Source organism: Pseudomonas sp. Root71, from assembly GCF_001429045.1.
GTDB lineage: Bacteria > Pseudomonadota > Gammaproteobacteria > Pseudomonadales > Pseudomonadaceae > Aquipseudomonas > Aquipseudomonas monachiensis.
In genome coordinates, this window is the sequence record NZ_LMHY01000009.1 from 1 (window position 1) to 14,593 (window position 14,593).

Sequence of the window (14,593 nt, forward strand, 5' to 3'; positions counted from 1 at the left end):
TGGCATTGGCCGCAAAGATCGCTTCCAGCGCGTGCAGTTCTTCGCCACTCAGCGTCACCTCCAGTGCGGCCACGTTTTCTTCCAGGTATTTACGTTGCTTGGTGCCCGGAATCGGAATCAGGCAGTCACCCTGGGCCAACACCCACACCAGCGCCAGTTGGCCCGCCGTCACGCCTTTTTCTGCCGCCAGCGCTTGTACCTGTTGCACCAGCAGCAGGTTTTTCGCGACGTTTTCGCCCTGGAAGCGCGGGCTGAAACGACGATAATCGTCGGCCGCGAAATCATCCGGGCTTTTTATTGGGGGTCAATCAAAGGCCATTCGGCCAGCGCCCGATAACGGCCCTTGTGGGATTCGAACAGGGTGAACCGGTCGGCACGCAGGAAAAACTCCGGCGTCGTTGCGGACTCCGGTACCGGCGCCCGATAGTCCCGCGCCAGGGTCAGGTGCGGACGGTATTCCCTTGGGGCCTGCTCCAGGCCGAACGGCAACATCGCCTGTTCCAGGGCATACACCAGGCGTAGCAATGCCGGGGGCGCCTGCTGTGGCGCGAGCACCAGCGCGCCTGCCCTGCGCCACACGTCCAGCCGGTCCAGCACCACCGTCAAGCGCTCGCCCGGTGTACGGATCGCCGTCGCCGCGGTACAGACTTCGGCAATCTGCGCCACGCCCACCGCCCCCAGAAACTTCAGCGTCAGGTGAAAGTTTTCCGCCGGCACCGACCGTCCGTTGCGCAGTTGCAATGCACTGCGCCATTGCGCTATCTCCCGGCGCTGGGCCGGGGCGCAGTTCAACGCAAAGAACAGACGCTTGAACGGCTCGCGGGATTCGTCGTTCATGCCGGGCACCTCCTGGGAAGACTGCCTGAGTGTACTCAACTCTCGAATGCCGGCCAGCGCATATGTGGCGTCGCCGAGCATGCGAGTTATAGTTTCAGCATCCCGAAAAACCGGAGGGGGCCATGCGACAGATCATCAGCAAGGAACCATGGTGGGCCAGACCGCCCGAGCCCGGCCAGGATGAACTCAAGCTGGAATGGGGCTGGCTGGTGCATTACAGCGAAGGCGAGCCGCGCTTCGAGTTCATCCGCGAGCGGCCGACGGACGACGAGATCCGCCAGCGCAAGAGTTGCAGGATCACCCCGACGCCGGAGTGATCCCGAGTGCGGCGTCAGGCCTGGAGGAGTACTTCGAACCCGCCGTAGACCATGCGCTGGCCATCGAAGGGCATCGGATTGACGTCCGGCTTCATGCGCGGATCCTGCATCATCCTGTCCATTCCGGCATTGCGAGTGGCCTTGTCCGGCCAGATGATCCAGCCGAAGGCCACGGTTTCACCGTCCTTGAGCTTCACCGACATGGGAAACGAGGTGACCTTGCCTTCCGGGACATCCTCGCCCCAGCATTCGACCACACTCAAGGCACCGTTTTCCTTGAAGATCGAGGCGGCGATTTCGGCGTGCTTGAGGTATTGCCCGCGGTTGGCGGTGGGTACGGCAGCGATAAAACCATCGACATAAGACATGAGCATTTCTCCTTGGGTCATGGGGTGTTCTGCTGGGTAGTCGGTTGCGATGGCGTCAAATCGACAGTCCCGGCGCTCAAACCGACCGGCGGCGCAGTGCGGTCCGCCAGGCTGCCTTCGATCTGCCCTGCCATGTACAGCGTGCCGGCCATGACGCCGGTCGTCGGGTTCTGCACCAGCTTGAGCCAGGCCTTGTCGAAGGTATTGCCCAGGCTGCTGCGGATCAGCGCCTCACTGTCGGGCCGGTCGTTGGCCTGAATCAGTGCGCGAATGCCCGCCACCCCTACAGTGATCAAGCCACCGGCGAGTTTTCCGGCGGCCGCGGCCACGGCGCTGGCAGCCCCACGCGGGGCCATCTCGGCTTCCATCCGCCGGCTGGCGCGCCTGGCCACCGGCGCCATCGCGGTGTCGGTCGAACCCACGCCCCTGTCGCCGCCGGCCTTGTGGATTTTGTCGATCAGCGCGGCGTAGGCCGGCAAGGTGTTCAGCGGATCGGTGTGCACGATCTGGTACAACGAGGCGTTCCGCGCCGGGGGTGGGCCGAGTGCGATGGCCGGGATTTTCTGGATACGCCCGTTGAGCTGGGCTATCGGCACGCCGTGGCGGGTAGAGATCTTCTGCAGCTCTTCCTTGAGGATGTCGACGTAGAACGCCACTGACAGGCCCAGAATCGAATCGGGATCGACTTCCAGCGCCACCGGGGCCAGAACCTTCTCTTGATAGGCTTCGAGCAGGTAGGCCGCCAGACGTTTTTCCGATGCGTCCTGCTCGCCCTTGGCGCTGAGGGTGTACCAGCTGACCTTCATCGATAGCCATTCCTGGGTCCAGTAACTGCTGAACCATGGAATGAAATTCTGTTCGGTCAATTCATAGACCCGGGTACGCCAGTAATCCATGGCACCGCGGGAGTAGATTCGGGTTTGCTCGGTGGCCGACTGCGACGCGGCGACGATCTCCCGGTCCACTTGTTGCCAGGTGCTCGCTGAAACGATGACCGGTGCCGTTTCCACCGGCGCACGCGGCGGTGTGGCGCAGCCTGCCAACACCACCAGCACGGTAATGATCAGCGAACGCAAGTTCACGATGGCGGCTTCCTACAGTTGTCATCGAACCGGAGGTTCGGTGATTGGACAACCTCTGTTTTGAGTATAGGTGGCGGCATGTGCTTGGCCGCGAAGGGGGCCGCATCATCAGCACAAAAACCACCATCACTGGCGTCGATATTCACCATCGCCGCGATTGCCTTCCGCTTGTACGCCGTCAGCGTAGGATCGATCCCAAGCCAACACGAAGCCCCGAACCGGAGGGGAACCTCATGCTGATCCATCTGCTGACCTGCCTGGCCCTGACGGCGTTCACATTGAGTGTGTTTGCCTGGTACGTCCTGAGCGAGGAACAAACATCATGATTAACACTGTCACCCTCGCCGTACGTTTCCCGGTGTTCGGCAACAATTTCTACGCGCAGGAATTCGAGTCATGTAAAGAGTTGACTCTGATGTTCGACAAAAATTTCGAGGCGTTGCTGATCCCGGCAGCCGATCATCACTTCAGCAACGAAGTGGTCGGGCTCAATGATCAGTTCCGGTTTTTGAATGACCTGCTGGTCGAGCATCTGCTGGAAGTCGAACTGGCAAAAAGCTCGGCACGTTCGTTCGGGTTCTGACAGCGACCGCCGGTCGCCCGGGCACAGACGGCACCGCTCACAATGTTCGCTGGCTATTGCCGATCCCCTTGGCAATATCGATCCCCCAATCCATCGCCGCTTCCATGTCCAGCATATGCGGCCGTGGGTCGTGGTTTTCATCGATGGCCGTACCGTCCGGCCGATAGATACCGATGAACATGCCCAACGAACCGTCTTTCAATATCTCGGCCGTGACTTTGATGTTGCATCCGTTCGATAGCGTTTCCTTGTGCTCCATATGGCGCTCGGTCATGACTGCATTGCTCCCCTGGCTGAATTCAAACCCTACTGGCCATGCTAGCTCAGCCCTCCGGAATGCGCCGATTGGCAGGACCGGAGGCCTGCCCTGACAGCGGCGCAATGCCACCTATACTGAAGACCACCTCCCCCCCAGGGGATCTGCACGTCCAACAATAAAAAGCAGAGGTGGAACATGGTCTGGCAGCAAGTCTACGATCCGTTCGGTAACCCGGTGCTTTCAACGCTCATGGCGGCGGTGCCGGTGGTGGTGATGCTGGCGTCCCTGGCGTTTTTCCATGTCAAGGCGCACCTGGCGGCATTGCTCGCCCTGGCCTCGGCCTTGCTGATCGCGATCTTCGCCTTCGGCATGCCAGCGGGCATGGCCGGTTCGGCGGCGTTGTTCGGTGCGGCCAACGGCCTGCTGCCCATTGGCTGGATCGTGTTGAACATCATCTTCCTGCACCGCCTGACCACCGAGAACGGTTCGTTCAAGGTGTTGCAAGACTCCCTGGCGCGCATCACCGATGACCGGCGCCTGCAATTGCTGCTGATCGCCTTCTGCTTCGGGGCGTTTTTCGAAGGCGCGGCCGGATTCGGCACGCCGGTGGCGGTGACCGGGGCGATCCTGATCGGGCTGGGGTTTTCGCCACTTGCCGCTTCAGGGCTGGCACTGATCGCCAACACCGCCCCCGTGGCCTTCGGCGCCCTCGGCACGCCGATCATCACCCTGGCCAAGGTCACCGGGCTCGATGAAATGGAACTGTCGATGATGGTCGGCCGGCAGTTGCCGTTCTTCTCGGTGCTGGTGCCGTTCTGGCTGATCTGGGCCTTTGCCGGCTGGCGCAAGATGCTCGAAATCTGGCCGGCGATCCTGGTGGCCGGGGTCAGTTTTGCCGTACCGCAGTTCCTGGTGTCCAACTATCACGGGCCGATGCTGGTGGACGTGATCGCCGCACTGATTTCCATGGCCTGCCTGACCGGTTTCCTCAAGGTGTGGAAACCGGCCACCGTACACACGTCCGCCGCCCTGACCGGCCGGGTCGACAACTCGAAAATCGACGCCGAGCACGACGAAAAGCCCGTACCCACTGCAACCTTTGCCAATGAGGCAAAACCGGCAGTGATGCGGGCGTGGATGCCGTGGCTGATCCTGACGGTCTTCGTGTTCATCTGGGGCACCCAGGGCTTCAAGAACACCTTCGACACCCGCCCCGCCATCGACCCGCAAACCAGTGCCGCCAAGCTCGATCCACAGGGCAAGCCGATGCGCGAGGCGAATCCGCTGTTTGCGCCGGTCGTGACCTTCACCACCCTGCACTTGCAGGTCGAGAAAGTCCCGCCCGTGGTGGCCGCGCCGAAAACCGAAGAAGCGGTATACAAGTTCACCTGGTTCACCGCCACCGGCAGCGGCATTCTGCTGGCGGCGATTGTCGGCGGTTTGCTGATGGGGTACTCGATCCCGCAACTGATTCACCAGTACCTGCGCACCCTGTGGGTGGTGCGTTATTCGCTGATCACCATCGCGGCAATGCTCGCGCTGGGCTTCCTCACGCGCTACTCGGGCCTGGATGCGACCATGGGCCTGGCTTTCGCCGCGACGGGCATTTTCTACCCGATGTTCGGCACCCTGCTCGGCTGGCTCGGCGTGGCGCTGACCGGCTCGGACACGGCGTCCAACGTGCTGTTCGGCGGTTTGCAACGGGTGACGTCCGAGCAACTGGGCATCAGCCCGGTGTTAATGGCCGCCGCCAACAGTTCCGGCGGGGTCATGGGCAAGATGGTCGACGCCCAGTCGATCGTGGTCGCCTCCACCGCCACCCGCTGGTACGGCCATGAAGGGGAAATCCTGCGCTACGTGTTCTTCCACTCGATTGTGCTGGCGATCCTGGTCGGTGGCCTGGTGACGCTGCAGGCCTACGTCGCGCCGTTCAGCCACATGGTGGTGGGCGGGCACTGAATCGACCCCACATGGTACGTCGTGCAGACAAACATCCCAATGGACAGTCGGCTGTATCAGGCCAATGATGAAGGTCAGTGGCCTCCTGCGAGAATCGTGAACCCATGAACATTCTCTACGATGAACGCGTTGACGGCGCCCTGCCCGATGTCGACAAACAGGCGCTGTTGCAGGCCCTGCAAACCCGCTTGCCGAATCTGCAAGTCCTGCATCAGCGCGAGGAACTCAAGCCCTACGAATGCGACGGCCTGTCGGCCTATCGCACCACGCCGATGCTGGTGGTGCTGCCCCGGCACATCGAGGAAGTCCAGGGGGTGCTGCGGGTTTGCCATGAACTGCACGTCTCCGTCGTGGCCCGTGGCGCCGGCACCGGGTTGTCCGGCGGTGCGCTGCCCCTGGAGAAAGGCGTGCTGCTGGTGATGGCGCGCTTCAACAACATCCTGCACATCGATCCCGCCGCCCGCACTGCGCGGGTACAGCCCGGCGTACGCAATCTGGCGATCTCCCAGGCGGCGGCACCCTTCGGCCTGTATTACGCGCCGGACCCGTCCTCGCAAATCGCCTGCTCCATCGGCGGCAACGTCGCGGAAAATGCCGGTGGCGTGCACTGCCTGAAGTACGGCCTGACCGTGCACAACGTGCTCAAGGTCGACATCCTCACCGTCGATGGCGAGCACCTGAGCCTGGGCTCCAACGCCCTCGACGCCCCCGGTTTCGACCTGCTGGCGCTGTTCACCGGGTCCGAAGGCCTGCTCGGGGTGATCACCGAGGTCACGGTCAAGCTGCTGCCCAAGCCCCAGACCGCCAAAGTGCTGCTGGCGGCGTTCGACTCCGTGGAAAAAGCCGGGCGCGCCGTCGGTGACATCATTGCCGCCGGCATCATCCCCGGCGGCCTGGAAATGATGGACAACCTGGCCATCCGCGCCGCCGAGGACTTCATCCACGCCGGTTATCCGGTGGATGCCCAGGCCATTCTGCTGTGCGAACTCGACGGCGTTGAAGCCGATGTCTCGGATGACTGCGAGCGGGTGCGCCAGGTGCTGCAACAGGCCGGCGCCATCGAGGTGCGCCAGGCCAGGGACGAAGCCGAGCGCGTGCGTTTCTGGGCCGGGCGCAAGAATGCCTTCCCGGCGGTGGGCCGCCTCTCGCCGGACTACTACTGCATGGACGGCACCATCCCCCGTCGCGAACTGCCCGGCGTGCTGCACGCCATCGCCGAGCTCTCGAAGGAATACGGTCTGCGGGTGGCCAACGTGTTCCATGCCGGCGACGGCAACATGCATCCGCTGATCCTGTTCGATGCCAATCAACCCGGTGAACTTGATCGCGCCGAAGCCCTGGGCGGCAAGATCCTGGAGTTGTGCGTGAAAGTCGGCGGCAGCATCACCGGTGAACACGGCGTGGGCCGCGAGAAGATCAACCAGATGTGCGCGCAGTTCAACAGCGATGAGCTGACCCTGTTCCATGCCGTCAAGACCGCCTTCGACCCCGGTGGCCTGCTCAACCCCGGCAAGAACATTCCGACCCTGCACCGCTGCGCCGAATTCGGTGCCATGCACATACACGGCGGTCAGTTGCCCTTCCCCGAGCTGGAGCGTTTCTGATGCGCGGCCCTGAAGATTTCGATGACAGCCAGTCACTGCTGGAACAGGTCAATCAGGCGCTGGAAAACGCCACGCCGTTGCGCATCCAGGGCTCCAACAGCAAAGCCTTTCTCGGGCGCACCACGGCCGGGGAAATTCTCGACACCCGTTCGCACCGGGGCATCGTCAGTTACGACCCGACTGAACTGGTGATCACCGCCCGTTGCGGCACACCGTTGTCGCAGCTGGCGCAGGTGCTGGACGCCGCGCAACAGATGCTGCCCTGCGAGCCACCGTCCTTCGGCGACGGCGCCACCGTCGGCGGCATGATCGCCTGCGGGCTGTCCGGGCCAAGGCGCCCGTGGTCCGGTTCGGTGCGGGATTTCGTGCTCGGCACGCGGGTCATCACCGGCCACGGCAAGCTGTTGCGCTTCGGTGGCGAGGTGATGAAAAACGTCGCCGGCTACGACCTGTCGCGCCTGATGGCCGGTAGTTACGGCAGCCTCGGGCTGATCACCGAAGTTTCCCTCAAAGTGCTGCCCAAACCCCGGCAAGCCTTAAGCATCAGCCTGGAAATGGACGCCGAACGGGCCTTGCTGCGCCTGGCGGAATGGGGCCAGCAGCCGTTGCCGATCAGTGCGGCCTGTCACGACGGTTCGCGCCTGCACCTGCGACTGGAGGGCGGCGAGGGATCGGTGGCGGCGGCCCATGAGCGCCTCGGTGGCGAACGTCTGGAGGCTTGCTGGTGGGACGATCTCAATGAACAGCGCTTGAGTTTCTTCGATCAAGACCAACCGCTGTGGCGCCTGTCGTTGCCACACAACACGCCGCTTTTGTCGCTGCCGGGGCGCCAGTTGATCGACTGGGGCGGTGCCCAGCGCTGGCTGAAATCCGATGCCGATGCCGCGTACATCCGCCAGGTCGTCAACGAGGTCGGCGGCCATGCCACCTGCTTCAGCCACGGCCTGTCCGACAGCCCCTTCCATACGCTGCCACCGGCGCTGATGCGTTATCACTGCAACCTCAAACAACAACTCGATCCACTGGGCATCTTCAACCCCGGACGCCTGTACGCGGAGCTATGAACCATGCAGACGACCTTGAGTGAACGCGCCAGCCATCTGCCCCGCGCCGCAGAAGCCGAAAGCATCCTGCGCACCTGCGTGCACTGCGGGTTTTGCAATGCCACGTGCCCGACCTATCAATTGCTCGGCGATGAACTGGACGGACCACGGGGCCGTATCTACCTGATCAAGCAGGTGCTGGAAGGCAACGACGTCACGCAAAAGACCCAACAGCACCTGGACCGCTGCCTGTCGTGCCGCAACTGCGAAACCACCTGCCCGTCGGGCGTCGATTACCACAACCTGCTGGACATCGGCCGGGCGGTGGTCGATGCGGCGGTGCCGCGCCCGCTGGGTCAGCGCCTGTTGCGCGAGGGGTTGCGCCAGACTGTGCCGCATCCAGAGCTGTTCAAGAGTCTGGTCAATGGCGGCCAGGTGTTCCGCGCGCTGCTGCCCGGCACCCTGCAAAGCAAATTGCCGCGCAATGCATCGCCGGCCAAACAGCGCCCCGTGACCGTGCGTGAGCGTCAGGTGCTGATGCTCGAAGGTTGCGTGCAGCCCAGCCTGTCACCCAACACCAACGCCGCGGCGGCGCGGGTGCTGGACCGGTTGGGGATCAGCGTCATCGCGAGCCGCGAAGCCGGTTGCTGCGGCGCCGTGGACTACCACCTGGACGCCCAGGCCATCGGCCTCGACCGTGCCCGGCGCAACATCGACGCGTGGTGGCCGGGCATCGAAAAAGGTGCCGAGGCGATTGTGCAGACGGCCAGCGGTTGCGGTGCCTTCATCAAGGATTACGGCCACCTGCTCGCCAGCGACCCGGCCTATGCCGACAAGGCGAAAAAGGTCAGCGCGCTGGCCCGGGACCTGGTGGAGGTGTTGCGCGACGAACCGCTGGAAAAACTTGGCATCCACGCCTCGCAACGCCTGGCTTTCCATTGCCCCTGCACCTTGCAGCACGGGCAGAAACTCGGCGGTGCCGTGGAAGCGCTGCTGACCGGACTCGGTTTCAACCTGACCTCCGTCCCCGACGGCCACCTGTGCTGCGGTTCGGCGGGCACCTATTCGCTGACCCAGCCCGAACTCTCGCGACAACTGCGCGACAACAAGCTCAACGCCCTGGAAAGCGGCCATCCCGAGGTCATTGTCACGGCCAACATCGGCTGCCAGTCGCACCTCGACGGCGCGGGCCGAACCCCGGTGCGACACTGGATCGAACTGGTCGAAGCCGCCCTGCCTTAACCGAACCCTGGAGATGCCCATGAACAGCAAAGCCGTCCTGAGCCAGGCCGAAGTCGGCCAGATCATCAAAGCCGCCCGCGCCGAAGCACAGGCCAATCAATGGGCCGTGACCATAGTGGTGGTCGATGACGGCGGCCACCCGCTGGCCCTCGAACGCCTCGACGGCTGCGCCCCCGGCAGTGCCTACATCGCCACCGAAAAGGCCCGCACTTCAGCCCTCGGGCGGCGCGAATCGAAAAGCTATGAGGACATGGTCAACGCCGGGCGCTACGCTTTCCTTTCAGCCCCCTTGCTGACTTCACTTGAGGGTGGCGTGCCGATTGTTTTCGATGGCCAGGTGATTGGTGCCATCGGGGTGTCGGGCGTCAAGCCCGGGCAGGATGCGCAGGTGGCCAAGGCCGGGGCGCAGTGCCTGAAATAAGATGTCGGCATCACCATTCCCCCTGTGGGAGCGAGCTTGCTCGCGATAGCGGCAGACCAGTCGACATCGATGTTGAATGACACTCCGCCATCGCGAGCAAGCTCGCTCCCACAAGGTCCGTCCCACAGAGTCCGTGTTAAACCAGCCGAGAGGAGTTGCAGCCATGACCCGTCTAACTGCCAAAGATTTCGCCCCTGAACTGCTGGAACTCTACGACTACTACGCCCACGGCAAGATCAACCGCCGGGAGTTCCTCGACCGTGCGGCGCTGTTTACCTTCGGCGGTTTGACCGCTGGTGCCCTGCTCGCCGCGCTAAGCCCAAACTATGCGCTGGCCGAGCAAGTCGAGTTCACCGATCCGGACATCATTGCCGAATACATCACCTACCCCTCGCCCAAGGGCCACGGCCAGGTTCGCGCTTATCTGGTGCGTCCGGCCAAGGCCACCGGCAAGGTGCCGGCGGTGGTGGTCGTGCACGAAAACCGTGGGCTCAACCCCTACATCGAAGACGTGGCCCGGCGTGTGGCCAAAGCCGGGTTCATCGCCCTGGCCCCGGATGGCCTGAGTTCGGTCGGCGGTTATCCCGGCAATGACGACAAGGGCCGCGAGCTGCAGGCCAAGGTTGACCCGGAAAAGCTCATGAACGACTTTTTCGCCGCCGTCGAGTGGATGATGAAACACCCTGCCGCCACTGGCAAAGTCGGCATCACCGGGTTCTGCTACGGCGGTGGCGTGACCAACGCCGCCGCCGTGGCCTATCCGGAACTGGGGGCCGCCGTGTCGTTTTATGGCCGTCAGCCAACGGCCGAGGAAGTGCCCCGGATCAAGGCCCCGGTGATGTTGCACTATGGCGAACTGGATACGCGGATCAACGAAGGCTGGCCCGCCTATGAGACAGCGTTGAAGGCCGGGGGCAAGACCTATGAGGCCTATATCTACCCTGGCTGCAACCATGGCTTTCACAATGATTCGACACCGCGTTATGACGAGGCGGCGGCGAAGCTCGCGTGGGAGCGGACGTTGGGTTGGTTTCGCAAGTATCTGGTTTGACCAGAGGTTGAGGCCGGCAGGGCTGGCCTCATCGCGAGCAAGCTCGCTCCCACAGGGTCCGAGTCGAAGCACCTGTCTGTGAACGACTCAGGAACCTGTGGGAGCGAGCTTGCTCGCGATGGCGGCATCACTAATGGCGACTACTTCGGCTGAGCCACGGTCCGCAGATACGGCTTCAGGGTCTTGAAGCCATCCGGGTATTTCTTCTTCGCGTCTTCGTCAGACACTGAAGTCGGGATGATCACGTCTTCACCCGGCCGCCAGTTAACCGGCGTGGCAACGGTGTGCTTGGCATTGAGTTGCAGGGAATCGAGCAGACGCAGCACTTCATCGAAATTGCGCCCGGCGCTCATCGGGTAGATCAGCATGGCCTTGACCTTCTTGTCCGGGCCGACGATGAACACCGAACGCACCGTGGCGTTGTCCACCGCCGTGCGCGCGCCGCCGCTGGCATTAGGGTGAATCATGTCGTAGAGCTTGGCCACCACCAGGTTTTCGTCGCCGATCAGCGGATAGTTGACCGCCGTGCCCTGGGTCTCGGCGATGTCGCCGACCCAGCGGTTATGGTCACTGACCGGGTCGACGCTGAGGCCCAGGACCTTGGTGTTGCGCTTGTCGAATTCCGGCTTGAGTTTGGCCAGGTAACCCAGTTCGGTGGTGCACACCGGGGTGAAATCCTTGGGATGGGAAAACAGGATGGCCCAGCCATCGCCGATCCATTGGTGAAAATTGAGGGTGCCTTCAGTGGTGTCGGCGGTGAAATCCGGTGCTTCGTCGCCAATGCGGATAGCCATGTTCGATCTCCTTGCAGTGATGGACAGGGACGCCGTCAGGGCAGCGAATGCACTTCCCACGGCATGGACGCGAATCAGTATAGGAGAGGTTCGACGACTCGCCGCGACGGGTTGAACACGTCGCTAGCCCACCAGCGCAATCAATTGCTGACGCTGGGCATCGGTCAGCATCGGGCCGAAACCGGCCCGGGCATTTTCCGCCATGTAGCGCGGGTTGCCGGTGCCGGGAATCACGCAGGTCACCGCCGAATGTGACAGCAGGAACTTCAGCGCCAGTTGCGGCCAGCTCTTGACCCCGACCTGCGCCGCCCAGCCTGGCAGCGGCTTATCTTTCAGTTTGGCCAGCAAGCCGCCACCGCCAAACGGCCGGTTGCAAATCACCGCCACGCCCCGCTCGCGGCACAACGGCAGCAGGCGTTTCTCGACGCCGCGATCATCCAGGGCGTAGTTGATCTGCAAGAAATCCACTGGCTCGGCCTTGAGTACCGCTTCCACTTCTTCATAGGCCGATGCCGTGTAATGGGTGATGCCGATGTAGCGGATACGCCCTGCTTCCTTCCAGTGGCGCAGGGTCGGCAGGTGCGTCTGCCAGTCCAGCAGGTTGTGGATCTGCATCAGGTCGATCCGGTCGGTCTGCAACAGGGCGAAGGATTGTTCCATCTGCGCGATGCCTTCTTCGCGGCCCCGGGTCCACACCTTGGTGGCCAGGAAGGCCGGCGAGCGCGGCTCATGGATCGACAGCAACTCGCCTATGGTCTGTTCGGCGCGACCGTACATCGGCGAGCTGTCGATTAGCTTGCCACCCTTGTCGAACAAGGCATCCAGCACTGCGGGCAAGTCCTTGTAGGCCGGTTGCGAAGGCTCGACATCGAATCCGCGGTAAGTGCCCAAGCCTACGATCGGCAAGGACTCGTTGCTGGAAGGAATGACGCGGGTCTGCATGGTCTTGCCTCCTGTTCCCGTCGACGGCGCGGGTTGTGCCCCCGCCTGACCGAAGGTGAAGACCGCCGAAGCACCGGCAGCCAGCGTGAGTACTTCTCTACGGGTGTAACCCTCAGGATGGCTCATAAAACGTTTCTCACCAGTCGCCGGGGTCCGGGTTGTTGCGCCGACAACCCGGATAACCCGCGCCAAGGGTCGATTGACTACACTCAGAAAGCCTTGCGGCGCCAGCCACTTTCAAACCCCGAGCAGTCAATGCCGCCCACTAACGTTAGTCGAATGTCACGCACCTTGTTGTTACTCGTCGTCATCGTCGCTGCGTTGTACCTGGCGCTGTGCGTGGCGCTGTTCGTGTTCCAGCGGGCGCTAATCTACTACCCGCAACCACGCGCCGTCGGGACCGCCGGGATGCTGCTCACCCTGCCGGTCGCTGACGCGCAGGTGCTGGTTTCCATCCGACCGCACGAAGGTCCCAACGCACTGATTTATTTTGGCGGCAATGCCGAAGACGTCTCGCACAACCTGCCCGGGTTCTCTCAAGCGTTCCCTGACTACGCCCTGTACCTGCTGCATTACCGTGGTTATGGCGGCAGTTCCGGCTCGCCTTCCGAAGAGGCCATTGCCCGCGACGCCATCACTTTGTTCGACCAGGTACATGCCAGCCATCCGCATGTGGCGGTGGTCGGCCGCAGCCTGGGTTCCGGGGTGGCCGTGCGCCTGGCCAGCGAACGCCCGGCCGCGCGACTGGTGCTGATCACGCCCTACAACAGCCTCGAAGGGCTCGCCGCCCGGCAGTTTCGCTGGTTTCCGGTGCGCTGGTTGTTGAAGGACAAATACCCGTCCTGGCAGTACGCCGCCCGCATCACGGTGCCGACACTGTTGATCGCGGCCGAGCATGACGAGGTGATTCCGCGCCCGAGCACCGAACGTTTGTACACGCACTTCACCAAAGGCGTGGCGTCATTGCGGGTGATACCGGGGACGGGGCATAACTCGATCGGCGAAAGCCCTGAATACTTAAAGGCGCTGGGGGATGGGTTGTAGCAAGCAAGGTAGAACATACCTGTGACCTGTGGCGAGGGAGCTTGCTCCCTCGCCACAGACAAGCCCTTAAGTCGCCGCGCACGATTACCCGCAGTTGCGTCCGAGCGCCCCCCCGGAGCCCCCACACGAACACTGACCTTACAGATCGATCATCTGCATGTTCGCTTTGAGAAAGCCCATCAACTCGGCTGCCGCTGGCGACAGGCTGTGCCCCTTGCGGCACAGAATGCCGATCTGGCGTTCCAGCCGCGGTTCTGAAAGCGGCAGGAACGTCAGTTTCTCATTGCCCTGCGGGAACGCCAGGGACGGCAACGTGGTGATGCCAATGCCCTCTTCAAGCATCGCAATCAGCGAAATCATGTTGGAGACGAACAGCAGACTGCTGTCCAGCAACCCCGCCGCTTCCGTGCCCGCGAGCAAGCGCGAGGTGCCATTGCGCACTAACGGATAGGCTTGCAGGCTCGACCAATGCAGTGCCTCACCCTGGGCCACCAACGGATGATCGTGGCGGCAGACCACACCCACCCGATCACTCAGGATCGGCACGAACTCAATGTTTTCGTCGGCCGCCCACACGCTACTGATCGCAAAATCCACCTGCCCCTGGACCAACAACTGCTGCACGCTGTCGGCATTGCCGTCCTGCATGCTGATCTGCATTTTCGGGTGCTCGCTGACAAACCGCGCGAGCAGATGCGGCAACAACCGACTGGCCACCGACGGCACCGTAGCGATGCTCACCTGACCGATTTCATGCCGCGCCAGCAAACTGACTTCCCGGGCGATGCGGTCGTGATGCGCCAGTAAATCCTGGAACAGCGGCAAACAGTGCTCGCCGAATGGCGTCAGTTCGGTTTTGCCGCCCTTTTCGAATAATGGCTGGCCGAGTTTCAGCTCCAGTTCGCGCACAGCCAGGGACAGCGCCGGTTGCGTGCGATAGGCCTGCCTTGCCGCGCCATGGAAGCTTTTCAACTGGGCAACCAGGACGAAATAGCGCAGTTGGGTAATCTTCAGCTCGGGAAGCACGGTAAGTTTTCCTTATCATTT

Annotated in this window: 17 protein-coding genes and 1 pseudogene; 10 read left to right on the forward strand and 8 right to left on the reverse strand. The window is 62.7% G+C overall.

Going from position 1 to position 14,593, the window contains the following annotated elements; genetic code table 11:
- Window positions 1-298: pseudogene (locus ASD95_RS08900) on the reverse strand (aldo/keto reductase); the annotation flags it as partial.
- The gene (gene thpR, locus ASD95_RS08905) at window positions 295-837 is read right to left on the reverse strand and encodes an RNA 2',3'-cyclic phosphodiesterase (protein WP_056727277.1); all 543 of its coding nucleotides are present in this window, start codon (window positions 835-837) and stop codon (window positions 295-297) included. The pseudogene ASD95_RS08900 and the gene thpR, both read right to left, overlap by 4 nt.
- A 122-nt stretch (window positions 838-959) precedes the next feature.
- Between thpR and ASD95_RS08910 the strand changes: the two genes are divergently transcribed.
- On the forward strand, window positions 960-1,154 hold the full coding sequence (locus tag ASD95_RS08910; RefSeq protein ID WP_056727280.1) for a hypothetical protein: 195 nt from the start codon (window positions 960-962) through the stop codon (window positions 1,152-1,154).
- Window positions 1,155-1,168: 14 nt separating this feature from the next.
- Here ASD95_RS08910 and ASD95_RS08915 read toward each other — a convergent pair whose 3' ends face one another.
- Both ASD95_RS08915 and ASD95_RS08920 read right to left on the reverse strand, forming a co-directional pair.
- Complete coding sequence (locus ASD95_RS08915) at window positions 1,169-1,522, reverse strand: DUF1428 domain-containing protein (RefSeq protein ID WP_056727283.1); 354 nt, start codon at window positions 1,520-1,522, stop codon at window positions 1,169-1,171.
- Window positions 1,523-1,539: 17 nt separating this feature from the next.
- A complete protein-coding gene (locus tag ASD95_RS08920) occupies window positions 1,540-2,604 on the reverse strand; it encodes a hypothetical protein (protein WP_056727285.1) in 1,065 nt (354 codons plus the stop codon).
- Window positions 2,605-2,648: 44 nt separating this feature from the next.
- Between ASD95_RS08920 and ASD95_RS29110 the strand changes: the two genes are divergently transcribed.
- Together ASD95_RS29110 and ASD95_RS08925 are read left to right on the forward strand one after the other, a co-directional pair.
- A complete protein-coding gene (locus ASD95_RS29110; RefSeq protein ID WP_156385855.1) occupies window positions 2,649-2,930 on the forward strand; it encodes a hypothetical protein in 282 nt (93 codons plus the stop codon).
- Window positions 2,927-3,187 (forward strand): hypothetical protein, encoded by a 261-nt coding sequence (locus tag ASD95_RS08925; protein WP_056727286.1) that lies wholly within the window; start codon window positions 2,927-2,929, stop codon window positions 3,185-3,187. The genes ASD95_RS29110 and ASD95_RS08925 overlap by 4 nt, the downstream gene beginning before the upstream one ends.
- Before the next feature lie 37 nt (window positions 3,188-3,224).
- On the opposite strand, the gene ASD95_RS08930 is transcribed toward ASD95_RS08925, so the two are convergent.
- Window positions 3,225-3,461 carry a hypothetical protein gene (locus ASD95_RS08930; RefSeq protein ID WP_056727288.1) on the reverse strand — a complete coding sequence of 79 codons (237 nt, stop codon included), beginning with the start codon at window positions 3,459-3,461 and terminating at the stop codon, window positions 3,225-3,227.
- 180 nt (window positions 3,462-3,641) lie between these two features.
- Between ASD95_RS08930 and ASD95_RS08935 the strand changes: the two genes are divergently transcribed.
- The 6 genes from ASD95_RS08935 (at window position 3,642) to yghX (ending at window position 10,766) form a co-directional block, all read left to right on the forward strand.
- Window positions 3,642-5,405 carry an L-lactate permease gene (locus ASD95_RS08935; protein WP_056727289.1) on the forward strand — a complete coding sequence of 588 codons (1,764 nt, stop codon included), beginning with the start codon at window positions 3,642-3,644 and terminating at the stop codon, window positions 5,403-5,405.
- Between the two features lie 104 nt (window positions 5,406-5,509).
- Window positions 5,510-7,009 carry a glycolate oxidase subunit GlcD gene (gene glcD / locus ASD95_RS08940; RefSeq protein ID WP_056727293.1) on the forward strand — a complete coding sequence of 500 codons (1,500 nt, stop codon included), beginning with the start codon at window positions 5,510-5,512 and terminating at the stop codon, window positions 7,007-7,009.
- Entirely contained in the window at window positions 7,009-8,073 is a 1,065-nt protein-coding gene (gene glcE, locus ASD95_RS08945) for a glycolate oxidase subunit GlcE (protein ID WP_056727296.1), read from the forward strand. The genes glcD and glcE overlap by 1 nt, the downstream gene beginning before the upstream one ends.
- 3 nt (window positions 8,074-8,076) lie before the next feature.
- A complete protein-coding gene (gene glcF / locus ASD95_RS08950) occupies window positions 8,077-9,294 on the forward strand; it encodes a glycolate oxidase subunit GlcF (RefSeq protein ID WP_056727299.1) in 1,218 nt (405 codons plus the stop codon).
- Between the two features lie 19 nt (window positions 9,295-9,313).
- Window positions 9,314-9,715: a heme-binding protein gene (locus ASD95_RS08955; protein WP_056727301.1), complete on the forward strand. Its 402-nt coding sequence runs from the start codon at window positions 9,314-9,316 to the stop codon at window positions 9,713-9,715.
- Window positions 9,716-9,878: 163 nt separating this feature from the next.
- A complete protein-coding gene (yghX, locus tag ASD95_RS08960) occupies window positions 9,879-10,766 on the forward strand; it encodes a YghX family hydrolase (RefSeq protein WP_056727303.1) in 888 nt (295 codons plus the stop codon).
- A 140-nt stretch (window positions 10,767-10,906) separates the two neighbouring features.
- Here the strand turns inward: yghX and ASD95_RS08965 are convergent, their stop codons facing one another.
- Together ASD95_RS08965 and ASD95_RS08970 are read right to left on the reverse strand one after the other, a co-directional pair.
- Window positions 10,907-11,560, reverse strand: coding sequence for a peroxiredoxin (locus ASD95_RS08965; RefSeq protein WP_056727305.1), 654 nt, complete (start codon window positions 11,558-11,560; stop codon window positions 10,907-10,909).
- A 123-nt stretch (window positions 11,561-11,683) separates the two neighbouring features.
- Window positions 11,684-12,628: an aldo/keto reductase gene (locus ASD95_RS08970; RefSeq protein WP_177336493.1), complete on the reverse strand. Its 945-nt coding sequence runs from the start codon at window positions 12,626-12,628 to the stop codon at window positions 11,684-11,686.
- A 129-nt stretch (window positions 12,629-12,757) separates the two neighbouring features.
- Between ASD95_RS08970 and ASD95_RS08975 the strand changes: the two genes are divergently transcribed.
- On the forward strand, window positions 12,758-13,546 hold the full coding sequence (locus ASD95_RS08975) for an alpha/beta hydrolase (protein ID WP_056727309.1): 789 nt from the start codon (window positions 12,758-12,760) through the stop codon (window positions 13,544-13,546).
- 138 nt (window positions 13,547-13,684) lie between these two features.
- On the opposite strand, the gene ASD95_RS08980 is transcribed toward ASD95_RS08975, so the two are convergent.
- Complete coding sequence (locus ASD95_RS08980; protein ID WP_056727311.1) at window positions 13,685-14,572, reverse strand: LysR family transcriptional regulator; 888 nt, start codon at window positions 14,570-14,572, stop codon at window positions 13,685-13,687.
- Between the last annotated feature and the right edge of the window lie 21 nt (window positions 14,573-14,593).